At 49.0% G+C, this 21,237-nt stretch carries 18 protein-coding genes and 1 riboswitch; of the genes, 4 read left to right on the top strand and 14 right to left on the bottom strand.

All coding sequences use genetic code 11. The features are described from left to right. Positions 1-13: 13 nt before the first annotated feature. A complete protein-coding gene (gene feoB, locus I8U18_RS09185; protein ID WP_198055750.1) occupies positions 14-2,026 on the bottom strand; it encodes a ferrous iron transport protein B in 2,013 nt (670 codons plus the stop codon). Next, positions 2,023-2,259 carry a FeoA family protein gene (locus tag I8U18_RS09180; protein ID WP_235281589.1) on the bottom strand — a complete coding sequence of 79 codons (237 nt, stop codon included), beginning with the start codon at positions 2,257-2,259 and terminating at the stop codon, positions 2,023-2,025. The genes feoB and I8U18_RS09180 overlap by 4 nt, the downstream gene beginning before the upstream one ends. A 303-nt stretch (positions 2,260-2,562) precedes the next feature. On the opposite strand from I8U18_RS09180, the gene I8U18_RS09175 reads away from it, so the two are divergent. Next, entirely contained in the window at positions 2,563-3,180 is a 618-nt protein-coding gene (locus I8U18_RS09175) for a DedA family protein (protein ID WP_152568464.1), read from the top strand. Positions 3,181-3,230: 50 nt separating this feature from the next. Here I8U18_RS09175 and I8U18_RS09170 read toward each other — a convergent pair whose 3' ends face one another. The 4 genes from I8U18_RS09170 to I8U18_RS09155 form a co-directional block, all read right to left on the bottom strand. Further along, positions 3,231-4,205, bottom strand: a complete 975-nt coding sequence (locus I8U18_RS09170) for a pyridoxal-phosphate dependent enzyme (RefSeq protein ID WP_198055749.1) — start codon at positions 4,203-4,205, stop codon at positions 3,231-3,233. Positions 4,206-4,583: 378 nt separating this feature from the next. After that, positions 4,584-5,069, bottom strand: coding sequence for a hypothetical protein (locus I8U18_RS09165; protein WP_198055748.1), 486 nt, complete (start codon positions 5,067-5,069; stop codon positions 4,584-4,586). Continuing rightward, complete coding sequence (locus I8U18_RS09160; protein ID WP_198064703.1) at positions 5,041-7,152, bottom strand: HelD family protein; 2,112 nt, start codon at positions 7,150-7,152, stop codon at positions 5,041-5,043. Before I8U18_RS09160 ends, I8U18_RS09165 begins: the two co-directional genes overlap by 29 nt. A 138-nt stretch (positions 7,153-7,290) precedes the next feature. Beyond that, complete coding sequence (locus tag I8U18_RS09155) at positions 7,291-7,995, bottom strand: cysteine hydrolase family protein (RefSeq protein ID WP_198055746.1); 705 nt, start codon at positions 7,993-7,995, stop codon at positions 7,291-7,293. Between the two features lie 195 nt (positions 7,996-8,190). Between I8U18_RS09155 and I8U18_RS09150 the strand changes: the two genes are divergently transcribed. Then, a complete protein-coding gene (locus I8U18_RS09150) occupies positions 8,191-8,556 on the top strand; it encodes a four-helix bundle copper-binding protein (protein ID WP_198055745.1) in 366 nt (121 codons plus the stop codon). Between the two features lie 131 nt (positions 8,557-8,687). Next, positions 8,688-9,473 carry a delta-lactam-biosynthetic de-N-acetylase gene (pdaA, locus tag I8U18_RS09145; protein ID WP_198055744.1) on the top strand — a complete coding sequence of 262 codons (786 nt, stop codon included), beginning with the start codon at positions 8,688-8,690 and terminating at the stop codon, positions 9,471-9,473. A 63-nt stretch (positions 9,474-9,536) separates the two neighbouring features. Here pdaA and I8U18_RS09140 read toward each other — a convergent pair whose 3' ends face one another. Continuing rightward, positions 9,537-10,628, bottom strand: coding sequence for an alkaline phosphatase (locus I8U18_RS09140; RefSeq protein ID WP_255517832.1), 1,092 nt, complete (start codon positions 10,626-10,628; stop codon positions 9,537-9,539). Positions 10,629-11,135: 507 nt separating this feature from the next. Here I8U18_RS09140 and I8U18_RS09135 point away from each other — a divergent pair. Then, positions 11,136-11,483 (top strand): YkgJ family cysteine cluster protein, encoded by a 348-nt coding sequence (locus tag I8U18_RS09135; RefSeq protein WP_033099636.1) that lies wholly within the window; start codon positions 11,136-11,138, stop codon positions 11,481-11,483. Between the two features lie 232 nt (positions 11,484-11,715). On the opposite strand, the gene metE is transcribed toward I8U18_RS09135, so the two are convergent. From metE to dpsA, 7 genes are all read right to left on the bottom strand, one after another. Beyond that, positions 11,716-14,007 (bottom strand): 5-methyltetrahydropteroyltriglutamate--homocysteine S-methyltransferase, encoded by a 2,292-nt coding sequence (metE, locus tag I8U18_RS09130; protein WP_181735403.1) that lies wholly within the window; start codon positions 14,005-14,007, stop codon positions 11,716-11,718. 143 nt (positions 14,008-14,150) lie between these two features. Continuing rightward, positions 14,151-14,354, bottom strand: a riboswitch (cobalamin riboswitch). A gap of 208 nt (positions 14,355-14,562) precedes the next feature. Further along, positions 14,563-16,236: a ribonuclease J1 gene (gene rnjA, locus I8U18_RS09125; RefSeq protein WP_033099635.1), complete on the bottom strand. Its 1,674-nt coding sequence runs from the start codon at positions 16,234-16,236 to the stop codon at positions 14,563-14,565. 183 nt (positions 16,237-16,419) lie between these two features. After that, a complete protein-coding gene (gene dapA / locus I8U18_RS09120) occupies positions 16,420-17,292 on the bottom strand; it encodes a 4-hydroxy-tetrahydrodipicolinate synthase (RefSeq protein WP_198055741.1) in 873 nt (290 codons plus the stop codon). Between the two features lie 28 nt (positions 17,293-17,320). Then, entirely contained in the window at positions 17,321-18,550 is a 1,230-nt protein-coding gene (gene dapG, locus I8U18_RS09115; RefSeq protein WP_033099633.1) for an aspartate kinase, read from the bottom strand. Positions 18,551-18,564: 14 nt separating this feature from the next. Further along, the gene (locus I8U18_RS09110) at positions 18,565-19,602 is read right to left on the bottom strand and encodes an aspartate-semialdehyde dehydrogenase (RefSeq protein WP_033099632.1); all 1,038 of its coding nucleotides are present in this window, start codon (positions 19,600-19,602) and stop codon (positions 18,565-18,567) included. 103 nt (positions 19,603-19,705) lie between these two features. Then, on the bottom strand, positions 19,706-20,308 hold the full coding sequence (locus tag I8U18_RS09105; protein WP_033099716.1) for a dipicolinate synthase subunit B: 603 nt from the start codon (positions 20,306-20,308) through the stop codon (positions 19,706-19,708). Between the two features lie 8 nt (positions 20,309-20,316). Further along, on the bottom strand, positions 20,317-21,213 hold the full coding sequence (dpsA, locus tag I8U18_RS09100) for a dipicolinate synthase subunit DpsA (RefSeq protein ID WP_198055739.1): 897 nt from the start codon (positions 21,211-21,213) through the stop codon (positions 20,317-20,319). Between the last annotated feature and the right edge of the window lie 24 nt (positions 21,214-21,237).

Raw genomic sequence — 21,237 nt, 5'->3', positions numbered from 1 at the left:
TCTCTCCCCCTTTTCATTGAAATCCCAACCATTTGCCCCCCTGATAAATGATCAGCGAGATCACGTAGGCGACCGCCAGCGCATATCCGACGGAGAACCAGGTCCATTTCGCCGATCCGGTTTCCTTTTTGATGACGGCCACAGTCGCCAGACACGGAATATAGAGGAGGATAAAGGCCATAAAGCTGTATGCCTGCAGCGGGGTGAAAAAGTGCGAAATGATTTGCCCCAGGCCGGCATCACCCGAAGTCGCGTAAATGATGTTCATGGTCGACACAACGACCTCTTTGGCCAGGAAACCGGTAAGCAAGGATGCTCCCGCCTGCCAATTGCCAAATCCGAGCGGGGCCAAAAGCGGAGCGAGGATTCCTCCGATTTTGGCCAAAAAGCTCTGGTTCATCTCGACTCCGAACCCACCGGGTCCCGCATACCCCAACAGCCAGATGGCAACGGAACCCCCAAAGATAAACGTCCCCGCTTTTCTCATAAAACCTTTTCCCTTTTCCCAGGTGCTCCGCATTAACGTGAGCCACTGCGGAACCCGATAGGGCGGCAACTCCACGACAAAAATCGATTCTCCGTCATCCATCAGGCCGGTTGAGAACAGTTTGGCCAAAATCAAAGCCACAACCACCCCCAACACATAGAGGGACAGGACGATCAGCGCCTGATGTTCTTTAAAAAAAGTTCCCACAAACAGACTGTAAACCGTCAACCGTGCTGAACAGGACATCAAAGGGGTCAGGATGATGGTCAGCAACCGCTCTTTTGGCTGCTCGATGGTGCGGGCGGCCATCACTCCCGGCACATTACAGCCGAAGCCGATAATCATCGGAATAAAAGCTTTGCCGTTGAGGCCCACCGCTTCCATCAATTTGTCCATCACCATCGTCACACGCGCCATATATCCTGAATCCTCAATAAAGGAAATGAGCAAAAACAGGATAAAAATTTGCGGAACAAAGACGAGAACGCCGCCGACTCCGGCCACAATTCCCTGAATCACGACAGCCTTCATAAATTCCGACGCCCCGATTTGTGTCAATAACTGCGTCAGGGTGTCAGCGAGCGGACCATTGATCCATTCATCAAGCAAGTCGGACAATGGTGTGCCGAGCCAATCAAAAGTAAGCTTAAACATCAAGTACATAAACAGCAAGAAAACAGGAATGCCCAGAAAGCGGTTCGTCACAATCTGATCAAGGCGATCAGTGAAGGTGACGCCAACTTCCTTGGCCCGGGTCACACAGCTTTCCAAAACGGATTGGATAAAGCGGCTGCGCACCCGGTGTATATGCTGCTGAAGCGATTTTACAGACGCTTCGGCGCACACCTCACGTTCTGCCTGTTCAAACAAACGCTTCAAGTCTTCTTCGGAAATGTATTTGGTTAACAGCCCTTTCACCGTCTGGTTGCCTTCAAAAAATTGCAGGGCAAGCCAGCGCTTTGAAGGCAATGACAGCCCGTCCGGAATCTTTGAACACAACTCGCGCATGGCTCGTTCCAAAGGCAAACCGTAATCCAGATGCAAAGGCTCTTTGTTTTCTTTGGCACTTTCCGACAATCGGCCGGCCAATTCGGCGCAACCTTTGCCGGTGCGGGCGACAATGGGAACCACCTGACAGCCGAGCTGTTCTCCCAAACGCTCCGCCTCAATCAGGCTCCCCCGTTTTTGGGCCACATCGATCATATTAAGCCCGATCAAAACCGGTTTTCCATACTCCAGCAATTGGATGGTTAAATACAAATTTCGTTTTAACTGTGAAGCATCGACAATATTTAATATCAAGGAAAATTCATCATGTAGCAAAAAGTGCGTCGCCACGCTCTCATCGCGTGATACAGGATTGAGCGAATAAATTCCGGGAAGGTCGATTAAGGTGCCTTGCTTGTTTTTCAGGGTACCCACTTTCTTTTCGACGGTCACTCCGGCCCAGTTGCCGATATATTCGTATGAACCGGTCAGGATATTAAACAGGGACGTTTTCCCCGTATTTGGGTTACCGGCCAACGCAATGTTGATCATATGCGTTCCACTTGAATGCCCAGAGCTTCCTGACGCCGGATGCCAATGCATTGACCATCGATCTCGATTGCGATCGGCCCCCGAAACGGCAAAATCCGTTTAACCGAAACAACGGAGCCTTCCATAATGTCCAAATCGACCAAACGCTGTTGCACAATCGGATTTACATTCGCTGTATCGATAATCCGTACACGATCTCCCTGTTTGATTTCCGTGAGTAAAATGGTTCTCACCCCAGTAAAATAATGATAATCATTATCAATTCATTTACATTATATGAGATAAATTCTCATCTGTAAATGATTTAATGCAAGCATGTGATGGAGGTATTCATGAAAGCGAGCGGCCTTTGTCTCCGCTGAAGTGGTCTATGTCAATAATCAACGCACTTGAATTTGATCATTATATCTGCTGTTTTCACAGCAAGAAAAAAAGGAAAAAATAAAGGGGAGGAGTATCAAATCCGATTGCCAGCATGTTGCTTCTGTAACATTGCCTCAAATCAGTTGACAAACCACCTGACAGAAGGGATTCCTTTGGAACACAAAGCACTTATTCACTTGCTCCTGCATTACAAATATATCGGCATCTTCAGCCTCTTTATGTTCGGGTTGATCGGGCTGCCCGTGCCGGATGAAGTATTGCTCACACTCATCGGCATTTTGGTCACAGAAAAAAAACTGGCGTTGATCCCGAGCGCGCTGACCAGCTATGCAGGCAGCGTAACGGGGATGTCTTTCAGCTACTGGATCGGCCGGGCTTTAACCAAGACCTTAGTCAAAAGATTCGGCCGTTGGTTTGGCATCACCCCGGAGCGATTGGGAAAGGCACATACATGGTTTGAACGGTACGGAAAATGGACGATCAGCGCCAGTTACTTCATTCCCGGTTTGCGTCACGTGATCGCTTACTTTTCCGGTTTCAGCCGTTTATCCTACCCCCGTTTTCTCCTGTTTGCCATCATCGGCGCCGGCTTCTGGATCACCCTGTTTCTTTCTTTGGGCCTGTTGCTCGGACGGGATTGGCTGTTTTTGCTGGCGGCCATTCACCGCTATATGCTGATTGCCGTTTGTCTGGCCGCAATGTTGTTGCTGTTCGGCTGGTCTCTCAAAAAAACCATGACAAAACCCCGGAAGAATCCCGAACATGATTAACATGCCGCCTTCCGGGGCCTTTCTTTTCCGCGCCATCCTCTTTGGCTCCGCTATATATCCCACTTTCCGCTGATTTTCGCCCACAAGCCGGGGTCCAGATTCCCCCCGCTGATGATGACACCGATTTTCTGCCCGCATGCAAAGGGAACTTTCCCTGCCAACAAGGCGGCCACCGTTACGGCTCCTGACGGCTCCACCACCCACTTGAAGCGAGTAAAAATATAGCGCATCGCCTCGATAATCTCCTCTTCCGTCACCGTGACGATTTCGGAAACATGATTTTGGATGACGGGAAACGTCAATGTCCCGAGTGAAGTGGTTCGCAGTCCGTCCGCGATCGTATCGGGTGAGTCGATGGTTACCCGCTCTCCTTTTGCCAAGGATAAGGCTGCATCATTTGCCTTGGCGGGTTCGGCTCCGACGATGCGAATCGACGGATTCACTCCATGCGCGGCAATGGCCGTCCCGGAAATTAATCCGCCCCCGCCAACCGGGGTCATGATTCCATCCAATTCCGGTACTTCTCTCAAAAGCTCCAATGCAGCCGTCCCTGCCCCGGCGATCACGCGCGGATGATCAAAAGGGGGAATCAAGACCATTCTCTTTTGCTCCATCCACCTCTTGGCAACCTGTTCGCGATCTTCTTTCCACCGGTCATAAAAAACGATCTCCGCCCCATAGCCCCGGGTTGCTTCCACTTTTACCCCGGGGGTATCCTGAGGCATGACGATGACCGTCTCAATCCCCAGAATTTTGGCGGCCAGCGCAATCCCCTGGGCGTGATTTCCGGAAGAAAAAGCGATAACGCCCCTTTTTTTGTCATCGTCGTCCAGTCCGCTGACAGCATGGTAAGCCCCGCGAAACTTAAAGGCTCCGCCGCGCTGAAAATGTTCGCATTTGAAATAAACTTCGTACCCCGTCCACTCATTAAATGAACGGGAAGTCATGACCGGAGTCCGGTTTGCAATCCCGTCCAGATTCTGCGCTGCTTGCACAATATCATCAAAGTTTACGCTTTTCCCCACTTTGATCCGCTTCTCCCCTCTTGGAGCCGGCCATCGCAAGATCCGGGATACGCCGGCAAAATTCCGGGCAGTAACCAAAGCCCGGATAGAAAACAAGCCCGCTCCGTTTCTTTCCTTCGCCTTCTTTAGATCACCCTCAAGGAAAAAAACCCATTCCCTTCTTCAGAAATCCGCCTCTTCACCGGGAATCACTGCCGAAAAACGCAGCACAGCCCGGTGTCCTCCGGCTGAACCACCTCAAAACATGCAAATGCGATGCGTGAGCAATATTCCCCCGCTTTTCTCCTTCCTGGGCAATCATCCATACGGCTGTGCCAAAGACTACATATAACGAATACATATATTGTATCCCAATTGTCAGTGCGAAAGGAATGAAGACTATGCACCACAAACAAAGGGGAGAATTTGACCACCCCTATGCCCATCTCCAGCAACAGCCATTTCCGTTTCCTCCGAGCCGGCCTCAACAACCGATGCAGCCCGGACAACCAACCACCCCGTCTCAGCCGCTGACGCCATACCCGATGATGCCACGGCAACCTTCGCAACCCGGACCGGGAGGACCTTCCCCGACCAGGCCATCGTACCCATCCCCCATGCCAGCCAGACCGCAACAACCTTCACCGCCGGGGCTCGGAACTGGTCCGACCCGTTCGATGCCGAATCCCCTGCAATGGTTTCTTCAATATATTTATCGACCGCCGCATCGGTATTAAGAACACCTTGGCGCGTCATCGACAGGGCTGACGATTTCCAACTGAAAGAAACCGTCAGCCCGTTTTTTGGCCCCGCCACTCTGCATGATTTTCTCACCCCGCCAGGAAAAATAGACGGTTCAATCAACTGAAGACAAAAGGCCTTCAACTGCCCCTTCCTGTACAGCATCGGCCAACGAACGGCCGATGAGCGGCGAACAAGGATCGTTGCAGAGCAAATAAAGCTGATGCAGGGCCCGTGTACACCCGACAAACAGCAACTTTGCGTTTAATTCGTCATCAGGATAATGTTGATCATCAAGGTCCATCATCACCACCGCATCAAATTCCATCCCTTTGCTCAAATAAACGGGCAGGATGGAAAGGCCGCCCCGATACTCAGTTTGACCGGAGAGGATCAGGTTGGGCTGCCATCCGTTCGCCAACAATTGTTCATATATTTTTCTGCTTTCTTCTTCCGTTCGCATGATAATCGCCAGCGATTGAACTTTGGCAAACGTTTGCCGGAGCAATTGCAAAAGCTTCTCCAGCCTCTCCTCCCTGCCGGCGTGAATCACACGGACGGGTTCCCCGCTGCGGTAAACAGGTTTGGCCAGAGCGACATCCCCTGCATATTTGCTCACAATCTGATTGGCAAAGCGTATGATCTCCATCGTGGAGCGATAACTTGTATTCAGCTCAAATTTCCGAACCTGATCCTGATCGAACACCTCAGCCAATTCACGCCACTCTGTAATCCCGCGAAAGGAATAAATGTTTTGCAACAAGTCGCCCAAAATTGTAAAAGAATTTCCCCGGCAGTGCTTTTTTAAGATCGCCAGTTGATAAGGCGATACGTCTTGCGCCTCATCCAAAACAATGTGATCATACACTTCCTTGGCATCCAGTCCGAAAAAGCGGTGCTTAATTGCCACGAGCGGGGCCAAGTCTTCCCATTCGATTTCTTTCTTTTTCCCGGCCACCATCCCGTATTCCGCCGGCAAAGATCGCAGCAGCTGCTGATACCATTTCAAGGGAGTGTGATTCGGCCATGTTTTCATAAAGCTGCGCAACCGGGCGGATGCTTTCTTTTTTATCTCTCTGCGCGGATCAAGATGGCGGATTTCTTTATATTCCGTTTCCAACCAGCGTTTGATCCGGGCCATCACCCGCTCTTTGCGCTTCATCAGCGGCTCATGCCGATATTCCTCATAAAACCATTTTTGAATTTCTTCAGCCGGCAGATGCTTGTTCTCCCAGGCCACAAACGGACGGTCTGGCACAAAGGACGCCTCATACTCATCCAGTCGTTTTTCCACCAGTTGCATAAAACGGATGCTTCCTTTGAAACGGGCAACCTCACTGCCCTTTGTCCCCTCCGTTCGCTGCTCAAACCACCATTCCAACCGTTCATCCTGACTTCGCAACTCCACTTGCTCTTCCAATTGTTCCAAAGCCCAGTCGGCAAATGTGGTTTGTTTTACATCCCCCACTCCCAGTTCCGGCAGTACATCGGAAATATAATCAATAAACATTTGGTTTGGAGCAAATATAATCATTTTCTCCGGGCGGATCTTTTCCTGGTAGCGGTAGAGTAGATAAGCGAGCCGATGAAGCGCGACCGTCGTTTTCCCGCTGCCGGGTACACCCTGAATGATGATGGCCCGGTTACGCTCCGCGCGAATAATCTGATCCTGTTCATACTGAATCGTCGACACAATGTCCCGCAGGCGGTGATCTTTATTTTCCTCCAGACGATAAAGCAAAAATTCATCAGTCACGTTCACATTTTCCGCACCGCGCACATAACTGTCGACGACCCGCTCCAACTGCTGATTTCGAATGGCGATATTCCGTTTCAAATGGACTGTTCCTTCAATGCGTCCATCGGGAGAATCATAATAAGCCCGATCACTCTGTCCGGAAAAAGAATAAAACATGCTCGAAACCGGCGCCCGCCAATCAACCACCAGCAAATCGCCAGTATCCTCGTCTTGAAGTCCCACTTTGCCAATATAAATGGGAACCACCCGGCTTGTTTGCTGCTCCTGAAAATCAAACCGTCCGAAATAAGGTTCCTTTTTGGCAATGTCCAGATTTTGCCTTTGTTTTTGCCGCTGAGCGTCCAGCGCTTGTTCCACAGGATCCTTCCCATAATAACGGGGGATTCCATCCAGTGTTTTTTGTTGCTGTTCCACTTTTTTCAATACATCTGCCAATTTTTTCTTCTCCTCATTAAAAGGGGTATCCAACCGATTCACATCCTTCCAAGAACAGTAAAAAGCACCGGGATTGGACGGTGCTTGCATTAAATCCATGTAATTTTTTAAAACGGGAAATGGTTATATTCTACACCATTTCTTTCTTTCCTCCAAAAATAATATCAAAACTCATTCGAATTCCGAAAAAAGGTCCAGTACAGAAGACGAAGTGGGCAAACACCAATCTCTTTGCAAAACAAACGCCAAAGTTTTCCAGCTGATCAGACATACTCCCGCCAAGATCATCTGCTGAATGACGGATTCCGTCACAACCGTTTTCTCCTCTTCTTCTCCAATCACCATAAACACCTGGTATCCCTGTGATACTGCCGTGAGCGCGGTAAAGACGGCGGCCGGATCGAGTCCTATCCCGGCCAAAATCAGACTTTTGCACTTCGTCTGCCTGATTGCCCCAACAAAATCACAATGCTCCCAGGCATTGGTCTCTGTTCTCGGAAGAATCGGCACTGCCGGAAAGAGGCTGTGCAATTTTTGCTCCAGCACCCCTCTCCTGCTTCCCTTCTCCGTCCTCAGCAAAGATATCAACGCCGGCATCTGAAAAATCCCCGCCAGCCGGCCAAGCGCAATCATCCGTTTCATCAATCCGGAATGTGCCACCGGACCGGCAGCAGCCAGCAGCTCCTCTTCCAGATCCAGATAGACCAGAACCATCCTGCCCGGATCGTGCTGCGGAGGAGCGGGCCCCATTTCCGGAAACGGTTTTCCTATTTTAAACCAACCGGGATCAACACCTTCATAATGGCGTTCATTATGAACTTCATGATGCACTTCATGGTGCACTTCCGTAAAAGTGCCACGTCGCTTCCTATTCATAATATTCCCCTTTTTACCCCTCTGATCCTTTCTTCAATGTATGCCCGGTTCTTCACAAAAGAGACTGTCTCATCTGTAACCGGACAGCAGGCCATTGCAATAAATCCCTGAACATGGGAAAAACGGCCATATCCTTTTGTGTTCATGACGAATAGCTTAATTAGGGACATCAGCAGAGGAAATGGAGGAATCATGATGCCACGTCGTACCGAATTGGCCCGGACGGCCGAACAATGTGCACGAACCTGTGAACAGCTGGCCCATACCCTTTGGCACCGGCAGGACGTGCACCGGAGAATGAGACAAATCCGCCTGTTGCAGGATTGTGCCTTTTCCTGCAGACATTTACACCTGTTACTTATCAGAAATCGTCCGGAAGCAAGACAAGAAGCGGAGCGCTGTGCTTCAATCTGCGAAAGATGCGCCAGGGAGTGCCGGAAATTCTCCGATCCGGAATCCCGCCACTGCGCCGAGGTGTGCACGAACTGCGCCAGAGATTGCCGAAACTACGTCCGCGCTCGGTCGTTCAGTTATGAGTGGGATCTGTACAGCTATTTTTAAACCGGGGCCTCCCGGTTTTTTTATGCATCCATCCAATATCCTATATATGGATGGATAACTGTCCGCTGAGCGAGAGATATTACCCCTAGCCAAATTCAGGAGCCATCAAAAGGAAAGGAGTGAAAACCAACATGAAACAAGTGCGATTGTTTGGCCTTGTATTCGCCATCATCTGTCTGTTAATTGTTCCCCTTGACGCCAAGGCACATGAAGCAAAACCGTATCACTTCGGGTTTAAAAAGAGCAAAAACGGCCAGCTTCCTTCCATCGCCCAGGAAGGATTCATGGAGATCCTGAAAGAGCATGGGGCCATTTTCCTCGGGGATTCTCATAAAAAAGAGCTGTATCTCACCTTTGATAACGGATATGAAAATGGATATACCGGCAAAATCCTCGACATTCTCAAAGAAAAAAAGGTTCCTGCGGCCTTTTTTGTTACGGGTCATTATGTCAAAGACCAGCCCGAATTGATCAAACGAATGGTTAAAGAAGGACATGTGATTGGCAATCATTCATGGAATCATCCGGACCTGACCCGGGTTTCGGCCGACACGATCAAAAACGAGCTGACCCAAGTGAAAGACGAGGTCACCCGTATAACCGGTACGAAAGATATGCATTTCCTCCGACCGCCCCGGGGGATTTTCAGCGAGCAATCCCTGGCTGTCAGCGGCAAACTTGGCTATACGAACGTTTTCTGGTCCGTCGCTTACAAGGATTGGGATCCCAAAAGGCAAAAAGGCTGGAAATATGCTTATGAGAATGTAATGTCCCAACTCCATCCCGGGGCTGTGATTCTGCTGCATACCGTCTCTAAGGACAATGCCGAGGCATTGAGCAAAATCATCGATGATGCCAGAAAGCAGGGGTACCAATTTAAGAGCTTGGAACAACTGAAAGTGAAAAATTACCGGTAGGAATATGGAAAAAAGAAGGAGCCATGCCCGGCTCCTTCGACTTCATTTTTCACGGGTATGTCCTTATTCTTTTCTTGATAAACCCATGGCCTGAATCAGGGCTTCATGGATTCGCGTGTTTTCATAAACCCCCATAAACAGCCGGCCGCCACATCCTGCTGCCGTCAACGGAACATCAACAGCCGTATGCCCCGTGGTTGTCCAATCAGCAAAAAACTTCTGGTCAGAATGGGCTACATCGAAAGGCCCGTCTTCTCCGGATATGGATTTTTCGTCACCAGACTCATCTTTGCTGTCCGCCTCTTCCACAGCCAAGCCGCCGGTTTCATGATCAGCGAGGACGATGACTAAAGTATCCGGATGTTTTTTGGCATATTCCTTTGCCAGGGCAACTGACTTGTCCAGCTGTTGTCCTGCTTTGATCATTCGTGTCGCGTTATTTTGGTGCCCCATCTCATCAATCGCTTCCTCTTCGACCATCAGGAAAAAACCTTTTTTGTTTTTGGACAAGGTATCGATCGCTTTTTTCGTCATTTCAGGGAGGGAAACAACCGGGGCATACTGATCGCCATCGCCTTCAGGAAGCTGTTTGAACATTTCTTCATTCGCAAAAAGCCCAAGCAGTTTGTCACCATCCGCTCTTTTTAATTGCTCTGCATTGGTAACATAGTCATAACCGAGCCGCTTCGCTTCTTCAACAAGATTCCCCTTTGTCCCTTTGCTCGCTTCACTTTGGCCTTCCGCCGGATGATCAGGATAAGCGCCGGGATTTCCCGCCGGGTACCAATAATCTTCCCCACCGCCAAGGAGAACGTCGACTTTGCTGTTTTCAAGGTACTGTTTGCCGATCTCGCTCTGCAAGGAACGATCGGAGACATGTGCTCCAAAGGCTGCCGGCGTGGCATCGGTAATCTGGCTGGTTGTAACCAAACCGGTTGATTTGCCTGCCTTTTTCGCCCGTTCCAAAACAGTTTCCACCGGCTGGTGATTGACATCCACTCCGATGGCCCCATTGTAAGTTTTTACCCCGGATGCCATTGCCGTTGCGGCAGCGGCCGAATCCGTCACCACACTGGCTGAAGAAGTGTGAACCTGACCGATGTAAGGCATATCATTCATGGACAGCGCAGCCGTTGCGATCAATTTTCTGTTCAACTTTTCCCTCTCCTATCACTGATTTGTTTAATCTCCTCCATTCTAAATCGGTTTTATTAAACAATCTTGAAGAAACTGCAAAAATAGAATTCATTTCGTGTTACTGAATCAAATTTCCAACAACTGACCTAAGAGACAGACCTACAGCCTGCGCGCTGAACAGACCGAGATCCATCATGCTCGAGAAGAGGCATCAGCATTTCCCGAATGATGATAATCCATTTTTTGAACCGGAAGGAGATGAAGGGATTTTGAAATTCAGACAAGAAAAACTTAGCGCGGGAGACGGTTACCGGGGTACAAGGAAGAGCATGTCCAAAATTGCCCGGCGTTTACACAAACAACGTCTTGTTTTCGAATAAAGCGCGTTCCACGCACCCATTTAATATTGACAAATAACTAATTTTATGTTATTATTAAATTTTATTTGACAAACTAAAACACCACCTGTTATGATGGATACGAGACGAAACCCAATCCGGCAATCCACAGAGACAGGGGGTACATATGGAAAACTTACCATGCAAGGGATGCAGAGGATTATGTTGCGGACCTGTTCCTGTTACAGAGCGAGAGCTTAAGATAATAAAAAAGAAAATTAGATCGATGCCACATAAACAACGTTTGGCATTGGAGAAACAACCGCGGTTTTATGGAACGTGTATCTTTTATGACCTGGAAAAGGACCGATGTGGGATTTATTCGGCAAGACCGGAAATTTGCCGTGTGTTTGGCTATCATAAAAACCTGTCTTGTTTCCGCAAACCCGAATTGGCGACAAAAGATAATTGGACAGCCAAAGAAAAACATGTTGGTATATTGTCTCAGGATTTTACTTGGAAGGACTTCAAATGACGTTTTTTGGTTTTTTTCAACGCTTGGCAATTTGATCATCCGCCATCCTTCATTTGCGTGAATGGAATGCGGATGCATCTTTTGTTCGAAAGAAAACATTTTTTTCACTATAAAGAATAAATCCAAGGCCATGAAACAGTTCGATGGCCTTGGATTCATTACCCACTGCGCCGACCTCTCCGTTGATCCCAATCCGGCATTGTTCCGGAATTTACCCCGTTCTGCAGATTGTTCAGCACTCGGACAAACGATTACGGACAATCTGTGTCGCTTTCACCATATTTTTCAGTGAAGCGACGGTTTCCTCAACTCCACGGGTTTTTAAGCCGCAATCAGGATTAACCCAGAACAGTTCAGGTTCCAGAACTTGCAGGCCGCGTTCAATGATGGCAATGATTTCATCAGCGGACGGAATTCGCGGACTGTGGATATCATATACTCCCAGTCCGATTCCTTTGTCATAGTCATAATCTGTAAACGCAGATACCAATTCCCCGTGGCTTCGCGATGTTTCGATTGAAATCACATCCGCATCCAACCGGCTTATGGAGTCGATAAAGTCATGAAACTCACAGTAGCACATATGCGTATGGATTTGCGTCGTGTCTTTCACCGAAGAAGTCGTTAGGCGAAATGCCTTCACTGCCCAATCCAAATACTCCTTCCGTGACGATTTTTTAAGCGGCAATCCCTCCCTGAGGGCTGGTTCATCCACTTGGATCATCTTTATTCCGGAAGCTTCCAACGCTTCCACTTCTTTTCTCAATGCCAGAGCAATCTGCCAGGCCACTTGCTGTCTCGGCAGATCATCACGAACGAATGACCAATTCAAGATGGTTACGGGCCCTGTAATCATTCCCTTGACCGGTTTTTCCGTGAGGGATTGGGCAAAAACACTTTCCTTCACACTCATGGGTTCAAGAAACTCCACATCACCATAAATGATGGGTGGTCTTACACAGCGCGATCCATATGACTGAACCCACCCATTCTGCGTAAAGGCAAACCCTCCCAGCTTCTCACCAAAAAACTCCACCATATCGGTCCGTTCAAATTCCCCGTGAACCAGAACATCGAGTCCGATCTCTTCTTGAATATGGATCCAGTTTTTGATTTGCTTCCGGATAAATTCATCATAACGCTCTCCTGTCCACTCTCCCTTCCTCCACTTTCGCCTGGCTTGCCGCACTTCTGAAGTCTGCGGAAAACTCCCGATCGTCGTGGTCGGCAACAGCGGGAGTTTCAATACGTCCTGTTGCTTCTTTCGCCGCTCCTCAAACGGGAGGTTACGTTGCAGATGATGAGTTTGCAGATTTTCGACAGACCGATGCACTTCCGCACGGTTTCTCACCGGGGATTGAGCCAACTGACGCAGTGCCGCACGGCTGTTGTCCAATCTCTCCGAAACAGTGTGGAAACCATGGTTAAACCCTTTGACCAAAGCGGCGATTTCATCCAGTTTTTCATCGGCAAAAGCGAGTGCATTTTTTATTTCCGGTTCCAAATAAGTCTCATGTTTGACGGAGACAGGAACATGCAACAAACTGCAGGATGGTTGCAGCCATATGCGGTCCGGGGAAACATAACCGGTGATTTCCCTGATCAACTCCGATTTTTTCGGCAAATCCGAACGCCAAACATTTCTCCCGTCAACCAGCCCAACCCCCAGCACTTTGTCAGCAGGAAAACCATACATTTTGATATATTCAAGATTCTTCTCCAAACCGTATGCAAAATCCAGCCCAATCCCTTGGACGGGCAAATCGATCAGCTCCGGATACCATTCGGCATAATCAAAATAAGTTTGCAGCATGATGCGAAGCTGAGGGGCTGCTTCGTGCAATTGCCTGTAAATGTATGCGACCGTTTCCATCTCTTCTTTGCTGATGGATGTAACCAGAACCGGTTCATCAAATTGAATCCACTCAACGCCTTCCTGCTCCAATTCCTGCAAGATTTGCACATACAACGGCATCAACTGCAAGATAAACGCAGGCAGCTGTGCGCGTTCGTACCCCTTGGAAAGTTTTATAAACGTATAAGGCCCGACAATCACCGGCTTCCCTTGAATCCCCAGTTTTTCTTTTGCCTCGCGATAAGCTTTAAGAGGTTTATTTTCCGTCAGGGTTGGTTGCACTCCCTCATATTCCGGAACAATGTAGTGATAATTCGTGTTAAACCATTTTGTCATTTCACAGGCAACTGCTGTCTGATTTCCTCGCGCCATCGAAAAATAAATATGAAGCGGAACTTCTCCTCCTTCATGGCGAAACCGTTTTGGTACCAGCCCAAACATGACAGCCATATCCAACATATGATCATAAAACGTAAAATCGCCCACAGGGATCAAATCGATTCCATGATCTTTTTGCTTTTGCAGATGCGACAGACGAATCTGTTCCATTCGTTTAAGAAAATCGGCTTCTTCCAATTTTCCTGCCCAAAACGCTTCCAGAGCCTTTTTCCACTCGCGATTTTCCCCAATGCGCGGATAGCCTAAGTTACTGCTTTTGATCCTGCTCATTCTGCAAACCTCCCATATGAGTTCATACATAATAAAAAAGCATTCCCAACGTTCACAGAGAGCGTTAGAAATGCGAAAATAAGCAGGATCAGACAGACGAACCCCTTCACTTTTCTAACACCTCCCTATCTCCCGTAGGTCAAGCAGTGTTGTCAGAATAGGCAGGTCTCCTGGCTCCAGGATCTTCACCAGCTAAACCGCCTTCCCAATCCAGTCAAGGATCAGTGACATCATCTTTTTAGCTGATTCCCCTGTCACAGTGGCGGGACCGCACCGGATTCACACCGGTTTCCCTATTAAACTTTAGAGATGGCTTCCTCTAAAGTACCTATTCCCACTATTTTCATTTGTTTTTGCTATTATAAAGGATCATCAAAGAAAGAACAAGAACAAATTGCTGAATTGTTTTTTTACTGTCCCAAAAACAGATTTCCTCCATGCGCCCATAACACAATCCGTTTATAAATGTTGTCAGCAATCGATTTTACCTCAAATTAAAAAGCCACAACCCCTGATGTTTCAAGGGTTGCAGCCTCTTGTGCGGTTTAGATCCGATTATACTTCCATGATGATTGGCAGAATCATGGGACGGCGGCGGGTTTTCTCAAACAAGAATTTGCTTAGCGCATCACGAATACTTGTTTTCAGGGAAGCCCACTCGCTCACTTGTTCCCTCATACATTTTTCCATCGTTTGGCTTACAATGCGATTCGCTTCTTCCAAAAGCTGTTCTGATTCGCGAACGTAGACAAAGCCGCGCGAAATAATATCCGGACCGGAAAGAATCGTACCGTTTGTTTTACTTAGGGTAACCACAACGACTAAAATGCCGTCTTGGGAGAGTAGTTTACGATCTCTTAGTACGATGTTTCCAACATCTCCAACGCCTAGTCCGTCAATCAGCACTTTCCCTGTCTGAATTTTGGGACCATATCTCGCTTTTCCGTCTGAGAATTCGACTGTATCTCCGTTGTCACAGATAAAAATATTTTCTGGGCGCACTCCCACAGATTCGGCAAGTTGGGCGTGAGCACGCAACATGCGGTACTCACCGTGAATCGGAATAAAATATTTGGGTTTCATCAGGCTTAGCATCAGTTTCAAATCTTCTTGAGAACCATGTCCTGACACGTGAACATGAGAAGTCGTACTGTAAACGACATCAGCGCCGATGCGGAACAGCTGGTCAACAGTGCGGCCGATCAATTTTTCATTCCCCGGAATCGGCGTCGCGGCGATGATCACCGTATCGCCGGGCAAAATCTCCACTTTCCGGTGGGAAGCGTTTGCCATGCGCGTAAGTGCAGACATCGATTCCCCCTGGCTGCCGGTGGAAATCACCGCAACCTTGTTGGCCGGAAGGTGATTAATTTCATCCGGATCTATCAATAAATCTGATGGAATCTCCAGATAACCCAATTCCGAGGCGATATTTACCACATTCACCATACTGCGTCCGACCACCGCCAATTTCCGCCCGTACGTGTGGCAAGCGTCCACCACTTGCTGGATGCGGTGTATGTTGGAGGCAAATGTGGCTACAATGACCCGTTGCTTCGCTTTCCGAAATACTTCTTTAATTCCGTCACCAACCGTGCGTTCCGAACCGGTAAACCCGGGACGTTCTGCGTTGGTACTGTCCGACAACAAACATAAAACGCCTTTTTTCCCTATTTCCGCCATTTTGTGCATGTCGGCCACACGACCCCCGACAGGGGTCAAATCAAATTTGAAATCGCCCGTATGCACCACAGCCCCTTCGGGAGTCTCAATGCAGACTCCGACCGAGTCCGGAATGCTGTGGTTCGTATTGAAAAACGTGGCCTTCAAATGGGAACCTAATTTGATTTCCGACTGGTTATTGATCACATGCCGTTTCGTGTCATTCAGCAGATGTGCTTCTCGAAGCTTATGTTCGACCAATCCCATTGTCAGTTTCGTCGCGAAAATGGGAACGTTTAGTTGCCGCAAGATATATGGAAGACCGCCAATATGATCCTCGTGTCCATGTGTTAAGATAATTCCGCGTACTTTCTCCCGATTCTCAACAAGATACGTGATGTCCGGAATGACAATGTCGATTCCCAACATGTCCTCTTCAGGGAACATTAAGCCCGAGTCAATGACGACAATGTCATTCTCGTACTGCACCACATACATGTTTTTTCCGATTTCATCCAACCCACCGAGAGCAAAAACGTAGAGTTTGCCCCGCTGGTTTTTTGTCACAAATGTACCTCCTATATATTCTGTTGTCGTCACCCTAAACCGCACAAATCTCACTTGTTCTCATTATATACGATCAAAAAATATGTATGCAACCAATTCTTGTTGAAACGGAGCTGAAGAAATCATCGCGATTGAGGAAAAATGAGAAAAACCGACCTGCACATACAGATCGGCTCATTCTGATTATAATAATTCCCTGATCCATTCATCCGTTGCCGCCCTTTGCAGTTCATCCATTTCTGTGAGCGGCAACCGGACATAAGGCTCCGACCAGCCCTTTTGCGCCATCGCATACTTTAACGGCACAGGGCTGGATGTGATAAACAAACCGTGGAAGACGGGCAACAGTTTCTGATGAATGGCGATCGCCTTCTGATTGTCACCGGCAAAAAAGGCATCGATCATCTCTTTTATCTCTCTGCCGACCAAATGACTGGCCACACTGACCACACCGGCTCCGCCCACAGCCAGCACCGGCAGGGTGATTCCGTCATCGCCGCTGTAAACGGCCACATCCGGGGAAATGGAAGCGATCAGGTTGGAGATTTGCCCCATGTTTCCGCTCGCCTCTTTGATCGCCACGACCTGATCCAATTCGGCCAGGCGCTGCATCGTATCAACAGTCATATTGACACTGGTGCGCCCGGGGACATTGTAAAGCATGACCGGCAGTGACGTCGCAGACACAATCGCCTTAAAATGTTGCACCAGTCCCTCTTGCGAAGGCTTGTTATAATACGGTGCAACCAGCATGATTCCGTCGACACCGATCTCTTCCGCCTCTTTGGTCAGTTCGATGCTTTGCTGTGTATTGTTGCTGCCGGTTCCCGCAATCACTTTCACGCGTCCGGCCACTTTCTCTTTGGTAAAACGGAACAAAGCCAATTTCTCTTCGTGAGTCAAAGTAGGCGATTCGGCTGTTGTTCCTGAAACGACGATCCCGTCGCTCCCCGTTTCGATCAAGCGCTCAATGCATTCTTCCAGCCGGGGCCAATCAATTTCGTTTTCCTTGGTGAACGGGGTGTACATCGCAGTAATTAACCGGCCAAAAAACATATCTCTCACTCCATTTCCAAATGCACGCTCACGCATAATTGAGATTATGCAGGTTAAATTTCCGGTGAAGGGCACGAATGGCTTTTACCATATCTTCTCCGTGCACCAGCACCCAGATCGTCGTATGCGAATCGGCCGACTGCAAAATTTGTACATCTTCTTCAGTCAGCGCTTCAGAGATTTTCGCCATAACCCCCGGCACCCCGGCAATGCCCGCACCAACGACCGAAACTTTGGCACAGCCGCGGGAAAGTTCCGGAGTTAATCCCAAGTCGCTGATGATGGCTGCTGCCTGGTCGGCAAGGTCATCATAAACCGTATAAGCGATCTCACACGGATTGACACTGATGAAGTCGACACTGATCCCATGGTCGGCCATCGCTTTAAACACGCTTACCTGCCAATCATATTGGCCCTGGTTTACACGGATTTTTATTTGCGTCACATTGGGCATCTGTGTAATCCCGATAATCGTGGTTTCCCGCACTTCACTGGCCGGGCGGTCGATTTCCGTCAAATGCGTCACCAGTGTTCCCTTATGATCCGACATCGTCGACCGCACGCGAATCGGGATTTGCGTTTGCATGGCAATTTCAACGGCCCGCGGGTGGATCACTTTGGCCCCCTGAAACGCCAGGTTGCACATCTCGGTATACGTAACCTGTTCCAGTTGGGCGGCATCTTCAACAATGCGCGGATCAGCGGTCATGATCCCTTCGACATCAGTGAAAATATCCACATATTCTGCATGCAAAGCGGCCCCCAAAGCGGTCGCGGTCGTATCGCTGCCGCCCCGGCCCAATGTCGTGATCTCCCCATCGGTTGTCTGCCCTTGAAAACCGGTCACGATCACGACATTTCCTTTTTCCAGTTCATGTTTGACCCGCTTGGGATTGACGGTAATAATCTGTGCGTTGGTATGATGATTATTCGTAATGATTCCCGCTTGTCCACCAGTCAGTACACAGTTTTGAATTTCATGTTTTGTTAAGAGGGAAGAAATCGTGGCGGCGGAAATAATTTCACCACAGCTCATCAACAAGTCTTTTTCGCGCGGAGTGATTACGTCCCCATATTGTTTGGAAATACTTAATAGTGTATCTGTTGCATAGGGGTCTCCCTTTCTCCCCATCGCAGAAACCACGACGACCAGACGATATTCTTCGGCCAGCGCCTTGCGAATATGATGCAATACGCGCTGGCGCTGTTCGGGGGTCGCCACTGAGGTTCCGCCAAATTTCTGTACGATGATCCTCATGGTGTATCCCTTCTCTATCTTTCATTTTCAATGAGTACTTCCGCAATTTGAATCGCATTGGTGGCTGCCCCTTTGAGCAGATTGTCGGAAACGACCCACAGGTTGAGTCCGCGCGGATGATTCAGGTCACGCCGCAGCCGTCCGACAAACACCTCGGTGCGATCCGCAGAATGAAGCGGCATCGGGTAAATTTGCCCGGCAATGTCATCCTGAACCACAATTCCCGGCATCTCGCTTAAAAGTGCCCGAACCTCATCCAATTCAAAATCTGATTTTAATTCCACATAAACAGATTCGCTGTGTCCGCGGAAAACCGGTACGCGCACACATGTCGCCGTTACGCCGATCGAGTCATCGGCAAAGATTTTTTTCGTCTCACGGACCATTTTCATCTCTTCCAGGGTAAACCCGTTTTCTTCAGCTACATCCACTTGCGGAATCACATTAAAAGCCATTTGGTAATGCCGATCCAATTTTCCCACCGGAAGCACACTGGCGGTCACTTCATCCCCGTTCAAACTCGCCTTCGTTTGCTGCTCCAGCTCGTGGATCGCCTGCCAGCCGGCTCCCGAAACAGCCTGGTAGGTGGAAACGATCACGCGTTCGATGCCGTAGCGATCATACAGCGGTTTTAGTGCAACGACCATTTGAATGGTTGAACAGTTTGGATTGGCAATAATCCCTTTATGATTTTTCGCCGCTTCCGGATTTACTTCCGGCACCACCAGGGGAACTTCCGGATCCATCCGAAACGCATTGGAATTATCAATCACAACCGCTCCTCTTTTCGCCGCTTCCGGCGCGAGCACCTTACTGACACCGCCGCCCGCACTGAACAGGGCAAAGTCAACACCGGCAAAGCTCTCCGGCGTCGCTTCTTCGACCACCACTTCTTCCCCGCGAAAAGTGATCGTTTGCCCGGCAGATCTTTTGGATGCAAGAGGGCGCAATTCTTTTACTGGAAAATTTCGTTCATCCAAATACTTGAGCATTTGTTGTCCCACAGCCCCGGTTGCTCCGACGACAGCTACTGTGTATTCCCTGTTTGCCACTCAATTTCCCTCCAATAATCCTGATCATATGGGAGTCGTCCTCCAAACAGCAAAAAAGCAGGCAATTGGAGGACGTCTGTCTTATTGCGAAAGCTCTTATCTATTATGAAGTGAAATCGCGATATTTTTCAACTATTAATGGTTGCAACTGCCTTCCTTCAATGGCTGACAAACAGGTTTCGGGGATCAGTTCCATCCGCGCCACCATTGATTTCGGCTTTTTTTCCGGAGCATCCTGACCAAAAGGAACAAAATATACATCTTTTGTTGTCAGCAGACAGGCCAGATTCTTTGCGTTCAACCCCAGCGCGTCGTTGGTGGAAATGGCCAACACGACCGGCCGGTGATTGCGCATCTGCGCCTTGGCGGCCATCAGCACCGGCCCATCTGTCATCGCATTTGCCAGACGCGATAATGTATTCCCCGTACAAGGGGCAATCACCAGGCAATCCAAAGTTTTGGCGGGGCCGAGAGGTTCAACCTCGGGGATGGACATAAGCGGTTCCTGCCCGGTAATTTCTTTGATTTTTCGCTTCCAATACTCCGCCGTCCCAAACCGGCTGTCCACCGTTGCGACGGTATGGGAAATAATCGGAACCACTTTTGCCTCCATTTCAACCAATCGCTGCATTTGCGGCAGAACCTCGTCATGCGTGCAGTGGGACCCTGTCATGGCAAAACCGATTGTCAATCCGGCAAAGCTGATCTCCCTCACTACACGGCTCCCTCCTTTTGCAATTCGGTTGTCATCAGTTGCGTGATGGTTCGGGCGAGGATACGACCCGCCGTCTTCGGCGCCACTATACCCGGCAAACTCGGAGCCAAAATCGCCTTGATTCCCCGTTTCTCGGCAAAGGTGTAATCCACTCCGCCCGGTTTGGAAGCCAGATCAATGATCACCACATCATGAGGAACTTGTGCCAGCACTGTGGAAGTGATAATGAGGGCGGGAATCGTATTAAAAATCAAATCGGCATTGCGGACATACTGAGCCAAATCCTCGATATCGAACGATTCCATCCCCATTTCAAAGACCCTTGCTTTATAGGCGGAACCACGCACCCCCACCTTGACCCGTGCCCCGATTGCATGAAGCGTTCTCGCCAGCGACATCCCGCATCTTCCCAGCCCGAGAACGATGCATTCAGAACCGTGGATGGTGATGTCCGTATTTTGGATCGCCATCATCAATGCTCCCTCCACGGTCGGAATCGAGTTATAAATGGCAACGTCATCCCGCTCCATCAGTTCAAACAGAGCGATCTGATATTTTTGGCAGAGATTTTTCAAATATTGTGTTGCCATCCCAGCAAACATCAGGCAATGCTTGGGAAGCGCCGCCACATGTTCTTCTGTGAGCACCAGGGTTTTGGAGGTAAATACGCTGTTTACCATCCCGTACTCATCTGTTCCGATAATGGGTAAAACGAGGACATCAGCTTGCCTCAACACATCTGCCGATAATTCCTTCAAGGTCGCGCCGCTGAGGGGGCTTTGCAAATTGTCATAACCGATGAGACTTACCCTGGCATCCATCTGGATACAGCTTTTTATAACTTCCAACTGTCTCGCATCTCCACCGAGGAAGACAACATGCTTACCTTCCAGCATATGCAATTAACTCCTTTCCCCGGA

It is taken from the genome of Thermoactinomyces sp. CICC 10522 (assembly GCF_016055075.1).
GTDB lineage: Bacteria > Bacillota > Bacilli > Thermoactinomycetales > Thermoactinomycetaceae > Thermoactinomyces_A > Thermoactinomyces_A daqus.
Note: the sequence above shows the minus strand (reverse complement) of the source record. Positions and strands in the feature narration are given on the sequence as shown.